Origin of the sequence: Nonomuraea africana, from assembly GCF_014873535.1 — a bacterium.
GTDB lineage: Bacteria > Actinomycetota > Actinomycetes > Streptosporangiales > Streptosporangiaceae > Nonomuraea > Nonomuraea africana.
In genome coordinates this window covers 7,390,554-7,403,935 of the sequence record NZ_JADBEF010000001.1, presented here as the reverse complement: position 1 = coordinate 7,403,935, position 13,382 = coordinate 7,390,554, and the positions used below count along the sequence as shown (strand labels likewise).

The 13,382-nt window shown below is 68.8% G+C and carries 16 protein-coding genes; 6 read left to right on the top strand and 10 right to left on the bottom strand.

Translation table 11 applies throughout. The features are described from left to right. Positions 1-3: 3 nt before the first annotated feature. Positions 4-726, top strand: a complete 723-nt coding sequence (locus tag H4W81_RS35215) for an HAD family hydrolase (RefSeq protein WP_225958946.1) — start codon at positions 4-6, stop codon at positions 724-726. On the opposite strand, the gene H4W81_RS35210 is transcribed toward H4W81_RS35215, so the two are convergent. Next, entirely contained in the window at positions 689-1,351 is a 663-nt protein-coding gene (locus H4W81_RS35210; RefSeq protein WP_318782199.1) for a TetR/AcrR family transcriptional regulator, read from the bottom strand. The two genes, H4W81_RS35215 and H4W81_RS35210, sit on opposite strands and share 38 nt — an antisense overlap. A 255-nt stretch (positions 1,352-1,606) precedes the next feature. Between H4W81_RS35210 and H4W81_RS35205 the strand changes: the two genes are divergently transcribed. Further along, the gene (locus H4W81_RS35205) at positions 1,607-2,044 is read left to right on the top strand and encodes a universal stress protein (RefSeq protein WP_192778742.1); all 438 of its coding nucleotides are present in this window, start codon (positions 1,607-1,609) and stop codon (positions 2,042-2,044) included. On the opposite strand, the gene soxR is transcribed toward H4W81_RS35205, so the two are convergent. Both soxR and H4W81_RS35195 read right to left on the bottom strand, forming a co-directional pair. Further along, positions 1,983-2,513, bottom strand: a complete 531-nt coding sequence (gene soxR, locus H4W81_RS35200; protein WP_192778741.1) for a redox-sensitive transcriptional activator SoxR — start codon at positions 2,511-2,513, stop codon at positions 1,983-1,985. The genes H4W81_RS35205 and soxR overlap by 62 nt on opposite strands. Further along, positions 2,510-3,238: a metallophosphoesterase gene (locus H4W81_RS35195; RefSeq protein ID WP_192778740.1), complete on the bottom strand. Its 729-nt coding sequence runs from the start codon at positions 3,236-3,238 to the stop codon at positions 2,510-2,512. Before H4W81_RS35195 ends, soxR begins: the two co-directional genes overlap by 4 nt. A gap of 35 nt (positions 3,239-3,273) precedes the next feature. Between H4W81_RS35195 and H4W81_RS35190 the strand changes: the two genes are divergently transcribed. Next, a complete protein-coding gene (locus tag H4W81_RS35190) occupies positions 3,274-4,170 on the top strand; it encodes an SMP-30/gluconolactonase/LRE family protein (RefSeq protein WP_192778739.1) in 897 nt (298 codons plus the stop codon). On the opposite strand, the gene H4W81_RS35185 is transcribed toward H4W81_RS35190, so the two are convergent. Beyond that, positions 4,148-4,822, bottom strand: a complete 675-nt coding sequence (locus H4W81_RS35185; RefSeq protein ID WP_192778738.1) for an ABC transporter permease — start codon at positions 4,820-4,822, stop codon at positions 4,148-4,150. The two genes, H4W81_RS35190 and H4W81_RS35185, sit on opposite strands and share 23 nt — an antisense overlap. Beyond that, positions 4,819-5,712, bottom strand: a complete 894-nt coding sequence (locus H4W81_RS35180; protein ID WP_192778737.1) for an ABC transporter ATP-binding protein — start codon at positions 5,710-5,712, stop codon at positions 4,819-4,821. The genes H4W81_RS35185 and H4W81_RS35180 overlap by 4 nt, the downstream gene beginning before the upstream one ends. Before the next feature lie 110 nt (positions 5,713-5,822). Between H4W81_RS35180 and H4W81_RS35175 the strand changes: the two genes are divergently transcribed. From H4W81_RS35175 to dnaN, 3 genes are all read left to right on the top strand, one after another. After that, positions 5,823-7,232 (top strand): sensor histidine kinase, encoded by a 1,410-nt coding sequence (locus H4W81_RS35175; RefSeq protein ID WP_192778736.1) that lies wholly within the window; start codon positions 5,823-5,825, stop codon positions 7,230-7,232. Beyond that, entirely contained in the window at positions 7,226-7,885 is a 660-nt protein-coding gene (locus H4W81_RS35170; RefSeq protein WP_192778735.1) for a response regulator, read from the top strand. Before H4W81_RS35175 ends, H4W81_RS35170 begins: the two co-directional genes overlap by 7 nt. 101 nt (positions 7,886-7,986) lie before the next feature. Further along, entirely contained in the window at positions 7,987-9,084 is a 1,098-nt protein-coding gene (dnaN, locus tag H4W81_RS35165) for a DNA polymerase III subunit beta (RefSeq protein WP_192778734.1), read from the top strand. Between the two features lie 294 nt (positions 9,085-9,378). Here the strand turns inward: dnaN and H4W81_RS35160 are convergent, their stop codons facing one another. From H4W81_RS35160 to upp, 5 genes are all read right to left on the bottom strand, one after another. Continuing rightward, positions 9,379-10,062, bottom strand: coding sequence for a FadR/GntR family transcriptional regulator (locus H4W81_RS35160; protein ID WP_192778733.1), 684 nt, complete (start codon positions 10,060-10,062; stop codon positions 9,379-9,381). A 106-nt stretch (positions 10,063-10,168) separates the two neighbouring features. Next, complete coding sequence (locus H4W81_RS35155) at positions 10,169-11,503, bottom strand: helix-turn-helix domain-containing protein (RefSeq protein ID WP_192778732.1); 1,335 nt, start codon at positions 11,501-11,503, stop codon at positions 10,169-10,171. 96 nt (positions 11,504-11,599) lie between these two features. Next, positions 11,600-12,130 (bottom strand): PH domain-containing protein, encoded by a 531-nt coding sequence (locus H4W81_RS35150; RefSeq protein WP_192778731.1) that lies wholly within the window; start codon positions 12,128-12,130, stop codon positions 11,600-11,602. A gap of 273 nt (positions 12,131-12,403) precedes the next feature. Then, entirely contained in the window at positions 12,404-12,619 is a 216-nt protein-coding gene (locus H4W81_RS35145) for a hypothetical protein (protein WP_183653294.1), read from the bottom strand. Between the two features lie 120 nt (positions 12,620-12,739). Next, complete coding sequence (gene upp, locus H4W81_RS35140; RefSeq protein WP_192778730.1) at positions 12,740-13,378, bottom strand: uracil phosphoribosyltransferase; 639 nt, start codon at positions 13,376-13,378, stop codon at positions 12,740-12,742. Positions 13,379-13,382: the final 4 nt, after the last annotated feature.

Here is a 13,382-nt window from a genome sequence, read left to right as displayed (position 1 = left end):
GCGTTGCCCGGCGAGATCTGTGGTGTCCTGTTCGACATCGACGACACCCTCTTCGACTACACCAGCTCGGAGCGGGCCGGTCTGCTCGGGCACCTGGCGGCGGAGGGGCTGCTGGAGAGCTTCGCCTCGCCCGAGGAGGCGGTGGCGCTCTGGCACGCGATCATGGAGGAGGAGTACGCCAGGTTCCTGGCGGGCGAGCTGTCCTTCGAGGAGCAGCGGGTCGTCAGGGTCAGGCGCTTCCTCGGGCGCGCGGTCCCCGACCATGACGCCTGGTTCGCGCGCTACTCGGCCCTGGTGGCCCAGGAGTGGGCGGCCTTTCCCGACGCACGGCCCGTGCTGGAGGCGCTCGCGCCGCGCTTCAGGCTGGGCGTGGTGTCCAACTCCTCGCTGGCGCACCAGCGCGCCAAGCTGACCGCGCTCGGGCTGGCCGGCCACTTCGGCGAGGCGATCGTCTGCTCCCACGAGTACGGCAGGGCGAAGCCGCACCCCGAGATCTTCCTGGCGGGCTGCGAGCTGCTGGGCCTGCCGCCTGAGCAGGTCGCCTACGTGGGGGACAAGTACGACGTCGACGCGCTCGGCGCGAAGGCCGCGGGGTTGTGCGCGTTCTGGCTCGACAGGGCCGGTGGCCCGGCCGCGCCTGAGGAGGGGGTGACGGTGATCGGCTCCCTGGAGGAGCTGGTGATCGCGCTCAACCCTGGTAGATCCACTGGCGATAGGGCGGGATGAGGTCCTCGAAGACGGCGATGATCTCGGCGGCGGCCTGGGCCAGCTCCTCGGGGCCCGGCGGTGACGGGGGTTCGAGCGCGTGCCTGACGACGAAGGCCAGCGAGTCGGCCTTGGCCCGCACCTCCAGCTCGGCGGCCTGCGGGTCGAGGCCCTCGACGAGGTAGAAGCCGCTGTTGAGCGCGCTCATCGCGTAGGGGAGGTTCGGCACGTCGTCGCGGAGCAGGCCGTGGCTGACCAGCAGGTCGAACATCCGCTTGGTGGCCAGCAGCTCCTGGCTGCGCAGCGGCCGGTCGGCCGGCATGCCCTGGATCGGCCGGGTGTCTCCGGTGACCAGCACCCGCAGCACCGGCCGGGCCTGGACGTCCACGAACGAGAACGACAGCAGGCGGTGGGGCAGCACCGTGGCGGGGTCGCGGCGCAGTTCGGCGAGCAGGCTCTCGAGGTAGGCGATGGCCTCGCGCAGGAGCAGCGCGTCGAAGAGTTGCTGCTTGGTCCGCCAGTGCAGGTAGACGGTGCCCTTGCCGACACCGGCCCGCTGGGCGATGTCCTCGATCGTCACCTTGCGGTAGCCGAGCCGCACCAGGAGTTCGGCGGCCGCGTCAAGGATCCGATCGGCGCGCTTCACAGGCCCTCCTCATGACCGATCCGGTCATCCAGTCACATTACCCGGAAGGTGAAGTGTGTGGCCTGCGGCGTTTCGATGACTTTGGTGCTCGAGGGAGATGCCGGGCGCGGCGACGTAGCCGTCGAGCGAGGTCGTCATCTCGAGGAAAGTATGGGATCTTCCGATGATTGTGACGCAGCAGACAGCGCGGTCAGGAATCCGGATCGATCATCCCAGCGCTACACGCGATAGGTAAAGCGAAGGGAATTCGGGACCATGACCTACCTCATCGCCTACGACGGCTCAGCCGACTCGCGTCACGCGATCGAGTTCGCCGCCAAGCATCTCACCGCGGAGCCCACTGTGATCGTCACGGTATGGGAGCCGCTTCTCGTGCAGCTGGCCAGGCACGGCGCGGCGGCCATCGTGCCGAACGAGCCCGAGGAGTACCGGGCACAGGCGGAGGCGACCGCCAAGGAGGGCGCGGAGCTGGCGCTCGCCTCCGGGTTGACCGACGTCACCTATCGCGCGGTGGCCGACCGGACCTCGATCTGGCAGGCGATCGTCGACCTGGCCGACGAGCTTGACGCGGCACTAGTGATCACCGGTTCGCGCGGGCTCGCCGGGGTGCGCTCGGTGCTGCTCGGCAGTGTCAGCAACCATGTGCTGCACCATGCACGCCGTCCGTCGCTGATCGTTCCTCCTGGCGAGTGACACACGAGGGGGGCCGCAGGTGGGTGTCGATGCGCCGTGCCCCCGGCCCCTCCTCGCCGAGTTGGTCGCGGGGGTTGGCCAGCACGCACCTGTCGAGGGACAGACAGCCGCAGCCGATGCAGTCGGTGAGGTCGTCGCGCAGCCGTAGCAACTGCTCGATGCGGTCGTCCAGCTCCGCGCGCCACGTGGCCGACAGGCGGGCCCAGTCGGCGCGCGTCGGAGTGCGCTCCTCCGGCAGCTCGGCCAGGGCGTCCTTGATGGTCTTCAGCGGGATGCCGATGCGCTGGGCCAGCCGGACGAACGCGACCCTGCGGAGGGTGTCGCGGCTGTAGCGGCGCTGGTTGCCGGTGGTGCGACGGCTGGTGATCAGGCCCTTGGCCTCGTAGAAGTGCAGCGCGGAGACCGCGACGCCGCTGCGCTCGGACAGCTGGCCCACGGTCAGCTCCTTCGCGTTCCACGGCGCGCTCATGGCGTCACCGGGCGGAAGTGCGTCACCAGCGTGCCCGCGTCGGCGTCGAAGAGGTGCAGGGCGAAGGCGGGCGGCAGGTCGTAGTCGACGATCACGGTCGCGCCGCTCTCCGTCGGGGTCACCAGCGTGGAGATGACGCCCGGCGCCACGATCAGCGGTCGTCCCGCGAACGTGGTGGCGACGGCGGTGTGGGCGTGGCCCGCGAAGACGGCGACGACATGCGGATGCCGGTCGAGCAGCGCGGCGAGCCGTTCGGGCTCCTGGAGGCGGATCTCGTCGACGTACGGCACGCCCAGCGGCACGGCGGGGTGGTGCATGCCGACGAAAGCGGGCACCTCGGGGCGCTCCGACAGCACCTCGTCCAGCCAGGCGATGGTCTCGTCGGACAGACGGCCGTCGTCCCTGCCGGGAATGCTGGAGTCGGCCAGCGCGATCGTCGCGCCGTCGAGCCGCAGCATCTGGTTGGCCGGGCCGATGATCTTCTCGAACTCGGGAACCCTGTCGTGGTTGCCCGGGCAGATGATCAGCGGGATGGGGGAGCGCAGCAGGTCGCGCGCCGTTTCGTACTCCTCGACGAGCGCGTGGTCGGCGATGTCGCCGGTGACCAGGATCGCGTCCAGCTGCCCTGGAAAGGAGAGGAGGTGGCGCATGACGAGGCGGGTGCGTTCGACGCTCTGGTCGGAGCCGCCGATGTGGATATCGCTGATGTGCGCGTATACCTGCATCTTTCACAGCTTAAAGGCAGGGCTAGCATCGGCACGTGAACACGATTCAGGCCGAGTTCGAGATCCTCGACGAGCGCTTCAACGGTATCGGCGGCGATGAGCGGATCGAGATCCTGCACACCGGTACGCGCTGGGCAGAGGGTCCCTGCTACTTCCCCGCCGGCCGCTATCTGGTCTGGAGTGACATCCCCAACGACAGGATGCTGCGCTGGGACGAGCTGACGGGGCACGTCGGCCCCTTCCGCCAGCCGTCCGGGTACGTCAACGGCAACACCCGCGACGCCCAGGGCCGCCTGCTCTCCTGCGAGCAGGGCAACCGCAGGGTCACCCGCACCGAGCACGACGGCTCCGTCACCGTGATCGCCGACCGCTGGGAGGACAGGCGCCTCAACAGCCCCAACGACGTGGTCGTGAAGTCGGACGGGTCGATCTGGTTCACCGACCCGCCGTACGGCATCACCAGCGACTACGAGGGGCACCGGGCCGAGCAGGAGATCGACGGCTGCCACGTCTATCGCGCCGATCCCGCCACCGGTGCGGTCAGCAAGGTGGCCGACGGCTTCGAGCGGCCGAACGGCCTGGCCTTCTCCGCCGACGAGAGCCTGCTGTACGTCGTCGACACCCGCCGCAAGCATCTGCGCGTCTTCGACGTCCACGACGACGGGACGCTGTCGGGCGGGAAGGTGCTGGCCGAGGGCACCTCCGACGGCATCAGGCTCGACGACGCGGGCCGCATCTGGGCCGCAGGGGAGGGCGGCGTGCTCTGCTTCGACCCCGACGGCACGCTCATCGGCAGGCTGCGGATCCCGGAGAAGGTCGCCAACCTGACCTTCGGCGGGCTCAAGGGCAACTGGCTGTTCATCGCCGCCTCCACCTCGCTCTACGCGCTGATGACCAACGTCAGGGGCATCACTCCCAGCGGAACACCCTGACGGCGATCCCGCCGAAGATCACCACCCCCGCCGTCAGCACCAGCAGGTGGGTCAGCTGCGGCGACTGCCCGGCCCAGGTGGCGCCCAGCGCCTGGGCGAAGGGCCCGGCCACCGAGTAGTCGCCGATCACCCTGACGATCTCGGGCAGGAACTCTCTGGGGACCCACATCCCGGCCACGAACATCAGCGGGAACATCACCGCGGACCCGATGATCGGCGCGCTCTTGCCGTTGGGCGCGAGGGCGGCGATCACCAGTCCCATCGCCATCAGCGCCGCCGAGCCGAGCAGGAACACCAGTACGAACCCCGCGACGTTCTTCGGCACGCCAGGTCCGAAGGCGATCAGCAGCACCGTCGCCACCGTCGCGACCACCAGGTTGATCAGCAGCTGGACGGTCAGCATGCGCAGCGGCGAGACCGGCGTGGTCGACATCCTGCGCAGCACGCCCTGCTCCCGGTAGGCGGCCAGTACGCCGGGCAGCACGCTGAACGACACCGTCAGCACCGACAGCATGACCATCAGCGCGGGGAAGCCGGGACCCGCGACCCTGCCGAGGAACACCAGCAGCAGCAGCGGCAGCCCGAGCGTGAACAGCAGCGACCAGCCGTCGCGCAGATGCAGCTTGGTCTCGACGAGCAGGATCTTGCTCATGACAGCGTCCTTCCGGTCAGTGCGAGGAAGACGTCCTCGAGCGTCGCCTGCTCGATGCGCAGGTCGGTGGGGACGATCCCGTGCTCGGCCAGCGCGAGCGTGACCGCGGGCGCCAGGTTGCCGGTGCCGGTGACCGCGACCTGCTCGCCGTTCCGACGCACCCCTGTGACCTCGGGTACGGCGAGCAGCACCGCGTCCTCGACCGGCGCCGAGGGCCGGAACCTGACCCGCTGCGACTCCTCCACCTGGCCGATGAGCGCCCTTGGCGAGTCCATGGCCACGACGTGGCCCGAGGAGATCAGCGCGACCCTGTCGCACAGCCGCTCCGCCTCCTCCATGAAGTGCGTGACCAGCACGATCGTGACCCCGTCGGCGCGGACCTGCTCGATCAGCTCCCAGGTGTCCCTGCGGGCCTGCGGGTCGAGGCCGGTCGTCAGCTCGTCGAGGATGGCCACGCGCGGCTTGCCGACGAGGGCGAGCGCCACCGACAGCCGCTGCTTCTGGCCGCCGGAGAGCTTGGCGAAGCGGGTGTCGCGCTTGTCGGCCAGGCCCACCCGCTCGAGCAGCGCGCGCCAGTCGGCGGGCTCGCGGTAGAAGGAGGCGAACAGGTCCAGCGCCTCCCACACCTTGATCTTCTCGGGCAGCTGGGCGCTCTGCAGCTGGACACCGAGCAGGTGCTTGGCCTCCAGCGGCGTCCTGCCACCGACGGTGATCGTGCCGCTCGTGGGGGTGCGCAGCCCCGCGACGCACTCCACCGTGGTCGTCTTGCCGGCCCCGTTGGGGCCGAGGACGCCGAAGATCTCGCCCTCGTCGACGGCGAACGAGACATCGTCCACCGCCACCTGGTCGCGATAGCGCTTGTGGAGGTTCGTGACCTCTATGACCTTCATGGCCATCACGGTAGGAAGTCGCTGATCAGCGGATAAGACGGCTAGATGCCCGGTAATGGTGTACCTAGGTGCAGTACCCGAAGGCGGCGCCATCGCTCAGACTGGAGGGCATGCTGCGCAGAAGCCTCTGGTTGCTCGCGCTCGTGGTCGTCGAGGTGCCGCTGGTGCTGCTGTCGGTCCTCGTGCTGCTGGGCTCCTTCACCCTGGGACTGGTCCCGTTCTTCCCGCCCTGCGTGGCGCTGGTCAGGCGCGTGACGCGGCGGACGAGAACGCTGATGGGCATCGCTGCGCCCTACCATCCTCAGCCGCCGCCTCCCGTGCCGCAGGCCGACGGCTGGTACCGCTCGGATCGCACGCTGTACAAGACGCCCAGAATCCCCGCGTGGAACGACAGGTGGAAGTGGCTGTTCGGCGACCCCTCGACCTGGCGCGACTTTCTGTGGCTGCTGTTCGACCCGGTGGTGAAGCTGGTGCTGGCCGTACCGCTGCTGGTGCTGCCCGGGCAGGCGCAGCGGGTCTACGGGTACTGGGCGGCGTGGCTGCTCGGGCCGACGGCCAAAAGCGAGCTCGCGGGGCAGGTGCGCAAGCTGTCGGAGTCGCGCACGCTGACCGTGGACTCCCAGGCGGCCGAGATGCGCAGGATCGAGCGCGACCTGCACGACGGCGTGCAGGCCAGGCTGGTCGCGCTCGGCATGACGCTCGGCTCGGTCGAGGAGCTGGTCAGAACCGACCCGGCGGCGGCTGTGGCGCTGCTGGCCAAGGCGCGTGAGGCCTCCGCGGAGACGCTGGTCGAGCTGCGCGGGGTCGTGCGCGGCATCCACCCGCCCGTGCTGGCCGAGCGCGGGCTCGGCGACGCGGTGAAGGCGCTGGCACTGGACAGCCCGCTGCGCACCAGCGTCGAGGTGGACCTGCCCGTCAGGCTGCAGACTCCCGTCGAGACCGCTCTGTACTTCGCGATCAGCGAGCTGCTGTCCAACGCGGCGAAGCACTCGGGCGCTGACAACGTCATCGTCGACATCAGCCACACTGAGCGCGACGTGGCCGTGATGGTCTGGGACGACGGCGAGGGCGGCGCCGACCCCTCGCGCGGCAGCGGGCTGGACGGCATCGAGCGCAGGCTCGCCGCCTTCGACGGCGTGCTCGCCCTGTCCAGCCCGCAGGGCGGTCCCACGACCGTGGCGATGTCGGTGCCGAAGGTGCTGCCCGAGGAGTACGGCAAGAAGAAGCACCCGATGCCCAAGTGGCAGTCGGCCGTCGTGGTGTTCTGCTGGGCGTTCTCCTGGCTCCCGCTCTTTCCCCAGGGTCTGGTCGCAGGGGTGTTCAAGACCATCGGGTTCGAGCACAGGAGCTGGTTCCTCGCCCTGTACCTGCCGGACTTCTGGCAGTGGCCGGCGATCGTCGGAATGGTGTCGCTCGGCATGCTGATGTACGGCGTGGCTCTGTACCTGCCGATGCGGCATTCGCGCGAACGCTGGATCGCCGAGGCCTCTCCCCGCCGCCCCTGGTTCAGCCGATGCTGAACCGCGTGCTGATCGCCGAAGATCTCTACCTGCTCAGGGAAGGACTGATCCATCTGCTCCAGGCCCATGGCTTCACGGTCGTGGCCGCCGTCGACGACGGACCCTCGCTGGAGCGGGCCCTGATCGAGCTGCGCCCCGACGTCTCGGTGGTGGACGTACGGCTGCCGCCCACCTTCACCGACGAGGGGCTGCAGGCCGCGCTGTCGGCGCGGAAGCAGATCCCCGGGCTGCCGATCCTGGTGCTGTCGCAGCACGTGGAGCAGCTGTACGCCAGGGAGCTGCTGGCCGACGGCTCCGGAGCGGTCGGCTACCTGCTGAAGGACAGGGTCTTCAACGCCGCGCAGTTCGTCGACGCGGTGCGAAGGGTCGCCGAGGGTGGCACGGCCATGGACCCCGAGGTCATCGCCAAGCTGCTGGCCAGCAACGCCAGGCACGAGCCGCTCGGCAGGCTGACGCCGCGTGAGCGTGAGGTCCTCGGCGCGATGGCGGAGGGCAGGTCGAACGCGGCGATCGCCCAGCGCCTCTACCTGAGCGAGAGCGCCGTGGCCAAGCACACGGCCGCCATCTTCGCCAAGCTCGACCTGGTTCCCTCCGATGACGACAACCGCAGGGTGCTGGCCGTCCTGGCCTATCTCAACGCCGCGCGGCGCTGAGCCCCGGTCGCTCTCCCGGACGAGTTCCTGACGCACCGTCAGCTTTGTCGGTCGCGCAGGCTACCGTTTGGTGAGAAACCGGCGACGAAGGGATGGCTCAGGTGAAGTTCCGGGTTAACCGCGATGTTCTGGCCGACGCGGTGGCGTGGGCAGCCCGAGTTCTCCCCACCCGTCCAGCCGCTCCCGTGCTCTCCGGTCTGCTGCTCGAGGCGGGGGAGGAGCTGACGCTGTCCGCGTTCGACTACGACGTCTCCGCCCAGGCGCAGGTCGAGGCCGACGTCGACGAGCCCGGCAAGGTGCTGATCCCGGGCAGGCTGCTCGCTGAGATCAGCCGCAGCCTGCCCCAGGAGCCCGTGCAGATCGTCACCGACGGCGCCGAAGCCGTGCTGACCTGCGGCAGCGCCGAGTTCGGCCTGGTCACGATGCCGGTCGAAGACTTCCCCACGATGCCCCAGATGCCGCCCGCCATCGGCGCCGTCGGCGGGGGCGTGTTCGCGAGCGCGGTGAGCCAGGTGGCCCCCGCCGCCAGCCGCGACGACACGCTGCCGATGCTGACCGGCATCAGGGTCGACATCGCGGGTGACATGGTGACCATGGCCGCCACCGACCGCTACCGCATCGGCGCCCGCGACTTCGCCTGGCGTCCCGAGCGGCCCGATCTCCACGTCTCGGCGATGGTGCCCGCCAGGGTGCTCGTCGAGGTGGCCAAGTCGCTGCGCGGCGGCGAGGTGTCGATCGCGATGGGCGACGGGGTGGCGGGCTTCGAGAGCGTCGGCAGGAGCACCACGGTCAGGCTGCTCGACGAGCAGTTCATCGACTACCGCGCCAGGCTGGCGGGCGACTGGCCACTGCGCGCCGACGTGCGGGTCGGGCCCTTCGTGGAGGCCATCAAGCGCGTGGCGCTGGTGGCCGAGCGCAACACCCGAGTCAAGCTCTCCTTCACCAAGGATCAGGTCCTCATCCAGGCCGGCGGGGGAGACGTGGGCAGGGGCGCCGAGGTCGTCGAGTGCGACCTGCGGGGCGACGACATCCAGATCGCGTTCCAGTCGCAGTTCCTGCTCGACGGGCTGACGGGCATCGACACGGAGTTCGCCCGCATCAACATGGAGTCCTCCACCCGCCCGGCGTTGATCACCGACGTCCCCGGCGACGCCGCCCCCGCCTTCCACTACCTGGTCATGTCCCTGCGCATCATCTGAAAACCGCACAATCCGGTACGGCAGGCCACCCTCGGCGCCACTCACGGCACGGGGCCGGTATCCATCCAGGGAGACGCTCCTCGAGCGCGCGTGGCCAGGGGTCGAAACGGCGCCCGTAAAGCCACCGCCGCCACTGAGCCCTTCCCAGAGACAGGTTGTGGAGGGGAGGGGCTGAACGAATCGACGTAACGGCGGACGGCCGAAGTCCCGCTGGAGTACGCGTGAAAGACAGACGGCCACCGGCTGACTGCGGTGGCCGTAAGCGGGCTCTGCCGTAAAGGAAGATAATGCGGGTCAGACGTCGGTGAGGGCGATGAGGATGTGCTCCATGCACGCGTGGCCGGCGCGCTCGGCGGCGGCCGCGTCGCCCGCCGCGATGGCGCGGGCGATCGCGTCGTGCGGGATGTAGCTGCTGTTCAGCGCGTCCATCGAGGTGCCCGCCGCCGTGATGCTGGCCCGCAGGGCGGCGGAGAAGTCCTCGTAGAGGTCGATCAGCACCAGGTTGTGCGTCGCGTGCACCACGGCCATGTGGAAGGCCAGGTCCGACTCGACGAACGCCTCGGGGTCGCCCGCCTCCCAGGCCCTGTCGCGCTCGGCCAGCCGGGCCTCGATGAGCATGATGTCGTCGTCGGTCCGCCGGGTGGCGGCCAGGCGGGCCGACTCGACCTCGAGCGCCCGCCGGACCTCGAGGATCTCCAACTGCTCGGCCTGCCGCAGCCGGCGCAGCATCGCGCCGGATAGCTCGCTGGTCGCCCTGACGTAGGTGCCGTCGCCCTGGCGGCACTCGAGCAGCCCCGCGTGCGTGAGCGCGCGCACGGCCTCGCGGACCGTGTTGCGGCCCACGCCCAACTGCTCAGCGAGCACGGTCTCCGTGGGGATCTTGCCGTGCATCTGCCACGACCCTGAGGTGATCTGCTCCTTGAGCTGATCGATCACCTGGTCGACGAGCGAAGCCCGCTGCGCCGTACGCAGACTCACAGTCCGCCTCCTCCGGGAAACCAATCATCCTATGAGTCAATGACTGGTAGACCCTAATTATTCCAGACCTGAAAACACAAATCTGGAGCTCCCGGAGGGTGCATTCTCATCGGGAAATCGGTACGTCGACCTTCACTCCTGCCATGGCGGAACGCACTCCGGCAGCCTCAAGTGCTCTACGATACGCCGCCGTCTGCTCTTCTCGGTTACCGGCCCTGCCGTACAGGTCGCCGAGCTCGCGCCAGCAGCGGGCCGCCTTGCTGTCGGTGCCGTAGAGGGGCCCGTGCAGGCTGTCGAGCAGCAGGCGCGCCGAGCGCAGGTGCTCGAAGGGCTCGCCGCCGCCGGTGAGGGCGGCGTCGGCCAGGAGCAGGTGCCCGGTGGCCGGGACCGTTCCTGGAACGTTTCGAAGCAGCGCGAGAGCACTGGTGCCCAGTTCGGTCGCACGGGCCGCGTCACCTGCGCGAAGTCGCACCCGGCCGTGCACGATCAGGCTCTCGGCGTGGCCGGCGACCGTGTCGGCGAAGCCGGACAGGATCCGGCTCGCGGCCACGGCGAAATCCTCGGCCTCCTCGGCGGAGGACAGGCCGAGCCTGGCCCACTCCATCGCCACGTGCCCGAGGCGGACGGCCAGACGAGCCGGGCGACCTGCGGCGATGGCGTCGTCGGCGAGCCGTACGGCCAGCGCGGAGTCTTCGCCTGAGGCGGCCACGATGCTGGCCTTCCACAGCGCGTGGATCTCAGCGGAACGGTCCACAACCTCAGGGAAGCCTGTCGCGGCGAGCACCTGTCGTACGTAGGCGAGCTCCGCGGAGTCTTCGGAACGGGTCGCGACCAGCGCGGCGGCCAGCTCCACGGCCAGCTCGCCCTGGGTGACGGCCAGCCTGGCGGCCTGCTGGTAGGCGGTGGTGCCGAGGTCGCGGGCGCGCAGCCGGTCGCCGGCGAGGTGGTAGCAGCGCGACAGCGCGACGGTCAGCGGCAGGTCGGCAAGGCGTTCGGGATGAGCGGCTGCCTCCCTACGCAGCCGCTCATAAGCCTCGACAGCCGGTCCGAGCCTGCCCTGCGCCTCGAGCGCGCGCGCCCTGCCGAGCCTGGCGTGCGCGGCGAGCAACGCGTTCTCCTCGCCGGCCGCCTTGATGATCTCGGTGAAGCGCTCGGCGGCGAGCTGGGGGTCGCCATGACGCAGTTCGAGCTCGGCATGGCGAAGGCCGAGCTCGGTATCGATACGCTGCCGAGGTTCTATCCCGTGAAGGAGGAACTCGGTGGTGCATCCCAGCCGTTCGGCCAGGAGGCGTGCCACAACCGGAGTCGGCGTGCGCTTGCCCGACTCGATGAGCGAGACGTAACTATCCGATAGGTCGGGCCCGGCCAGCTGGGCCTGGGACATCCGCCTGTTCAGCCGCAGTCCGCGGACGCGGTCACCGATTGTTCCCTGACTCGGCATCTCATCTCTCAGGGCGGGGAAGGGTCAATGTGTCGCAATGATTGCATGAAGCGACCGAATCGGGTATCCCCACCCGAGAAATCTCTTCACAGAGGGTTAATCGTCCCCTTCGTCCTTGCTCGGGAAAAGCATCTGGCAGACCTCGAGATAAAGGGTCTCCGGATACGGGATGTACTCCACGGTCGACAGCGCCTGGTCCTGACCTGCTGACTCGAGGATGAACTCGCCATAACCGAGCATGCGGCCGAGCAGTGAGCGTTGGAAGCTCATGTCGGTGACTTTCTGTAGCGGCATCATCGCGACTTTGCGCGTGATCAGGCCCGTGGTGAGCAACATCCGTTTCGAGGTCACCACGAAGTAGTCAACCGACCACTCCGCGACTTTCCACACGAAACGGATGAGCAACAGGAGCCAGAGCCACCACACGACGACCAAGGCGGTACCGCCGCCCTGGTCGCCGAAGAACTTGCTGAGCAGCCCTGCGATGATCAGGCCGCCGAAGACCTCGGCGACCGGACGCAGAAGTACGGCTGGGTGCCGCCGTACCATGATGACCTGGTGTTCGTGGGGGAGTAGGTACCGGTTGACCGACGACGGAGCAGAGTCCCCGTGGGTCACAAGTCTCATGCGAGGCTGTTGAAGAATTGAGCTAGCGAGTCGGCCGCGTTGAACATCGTGTCGAACGCGCCTCGAACCGCGTCCGCTGCGTCGGATGGTCGCGCGAAGAGGTAGTACGCAACGAATGCGATACCACCATAGGTGAGGACCTTTTTGACCTGCACTGTCGCCTCCACTACCACGTACCCACTACACCCGCCGTATACATTACCCACCCGAGTGGCCGGGTAAAGCGCAACAGACCACGACAAGTCTTAAGCGTCGCGGGATTTTGGATCTTGACTAACCTCGCTCGCTGGCCACCAGGGCGAGGACATGAAGGTGCTTACGAGCGATCCGCTCGACCAGGCCCGGGTGGGCATAGCCGGTGACCTCGAGTGCGCCGTAATGCGCGGCCTCGACGCAGCGGGTGACCGTGCTCGCGGAGTGGATCCCCGCGAACTCGTCACGGAGGGCCGACTCGACCTCCGCGTAAGGACTCGTGGCTGGCTCGCTCATGGTGCTCCCCGGTGTGCGCCGCTGGGAAAGCGGCGCCTAAGAGATGCCTTCGTTACTCTTCGTACCCATGCAACCACAGTATGTAACGAAGTGGAGCGCCTAGAGGAGGAAAAGAGCTGATCAGACCACGCCGTAGAGACGGTCTCCCGCGTCTCCGAGGCCGGGAACGATGTAACCGTGCTCGTTCAGCCGCTCGTCGAGCGCCGCCGTGACGACCCTGATGGGCTTGCCGGAGTTGGCGAAGACCTTGTCCATGTAGGCCAGGCCTTCGGGCGCGGCCAGCAGGCACAGCGCGGTCACGTCGACGGCGCCCCTGTCGAAGAGGAACTGGATCGCCGCCGCCAGCGTGCCGCCCGTGGCCAGCATCGGGTCGACCACGTAGCACTGCCGTCCGGACAGGTCGTCGGGCAGCCGGGTGGCGTAGGTCTCGGCCTGGAGCGTCGACTCGTTGCGGAGCATGCCGAGGAAGCCGACCTCCGCCGTGGGCAGCAGGCGCATCATGCCGTCCAGCATGCCGAGCCCGGCCCGCAGGATGGGCACCACCAGTGGGGACGGCTTGGCCAGCCGTACGCCCTCGGCCTGGGCCACCGGGGTCTGCACGGTCACGTCGGTGACCCGGACGTCGCGGGTGGCCTCGTAGGCCAGGAGAGTCACCAGTTCGTCGGCCAGCCGCCGGAAAGTGGGCGAATCGGTACGAACGTCGCGCAGCGTGGTCAGCTTGTGCGCGACAAGGGGGTGATCGACGACGAGGGTCTCCATAACG

What these genes read in the sequence shown, in the direction of transcription:
- H4W81_RS35185 (WP_192778738.1), bottom strand. Translation starts at nt 4,822, where the DNA reads ATGAGCAAGATCCTGCTCGTCGAGACCAAGCTGCATCTGCGCGACGGC.
- H4W81_RS35175 (WP_192778736.1), top strand. Translation starts at nt 5,823, where the DNA reads ATGCTGCGCAGAAGCCTCTGGTTGCTCGCGCTCGTGGTCGTCGAGGTG.
- H4W81_RS35180 (WP_192778737.1), bottom strand. Translation starts at nt 5,712, where the DNA reads ATGAAGGTCATAGAGGTCACGAACCTCCACAAGCGCTATCGCGACCAG.
- H4W81_RS35195 (WP_192778740.1), bottom strand. Translation starts at nt 3,238, where the DNA reads ATGCAGGTATACGCGCACATCAGCGATATCCACATCGGCGGCTCCGAC.
- H4W81_RS35205 (WP_192778742.1), top strand. Translation starts at nt 1,607, where the DNA reads ATGACCTACCTCATCGCCTACGACGGCTCAGCCGACTCGCGTCACGCG.
- H4W81_RS35150 (WP_192778731.1), bottom strand. Translation starts at nt 12,130, where the DNA reads ATGAGACTTGTGACCCACGGGGACTCTGCTCCGTCGTCGGTCAACCGG.
- H4W81_RS35170 (WP_192778735.1), top strand. Translation starts at nt 7,226, where the DNA reads ATGCTGAACCGCGTGCTGATCGCCGAAGATCTCTACCTGCTCAGGGAA.
- soxR (WP_192778741.1), bottom strand. Translation starts at nt 2,513, where the DNA reads ATGAGCGCGCCGTGGAACGCGAAGGAGCTGACCGTGGGCCAGCTGTCC.
- upp (WP_192778730.1), bottom strand. Translation starts at nt 13,378, where the DNA reads ATGGAGACCCTCGTCGTCGATCACCCCCTTGTCGCGCACAAGCTGACC.
- H4W81_RS35155 (WP_192778732.1), bottom strand. Translation starts at nt 11,503, where the DNA reads ATGCCGAGTCAGGGAACAATCGGTGACCGCGTCCGCGGACTGCGGCTG.
- H4W81_RS35145 (WP_183653294.1), bottom strand. Translation starts at nt 12,619, where the DNA reads ATGAGCGAGCCAGCCACGAGTCCTTACGCGGAGGTCGAGTCGGCCCTC.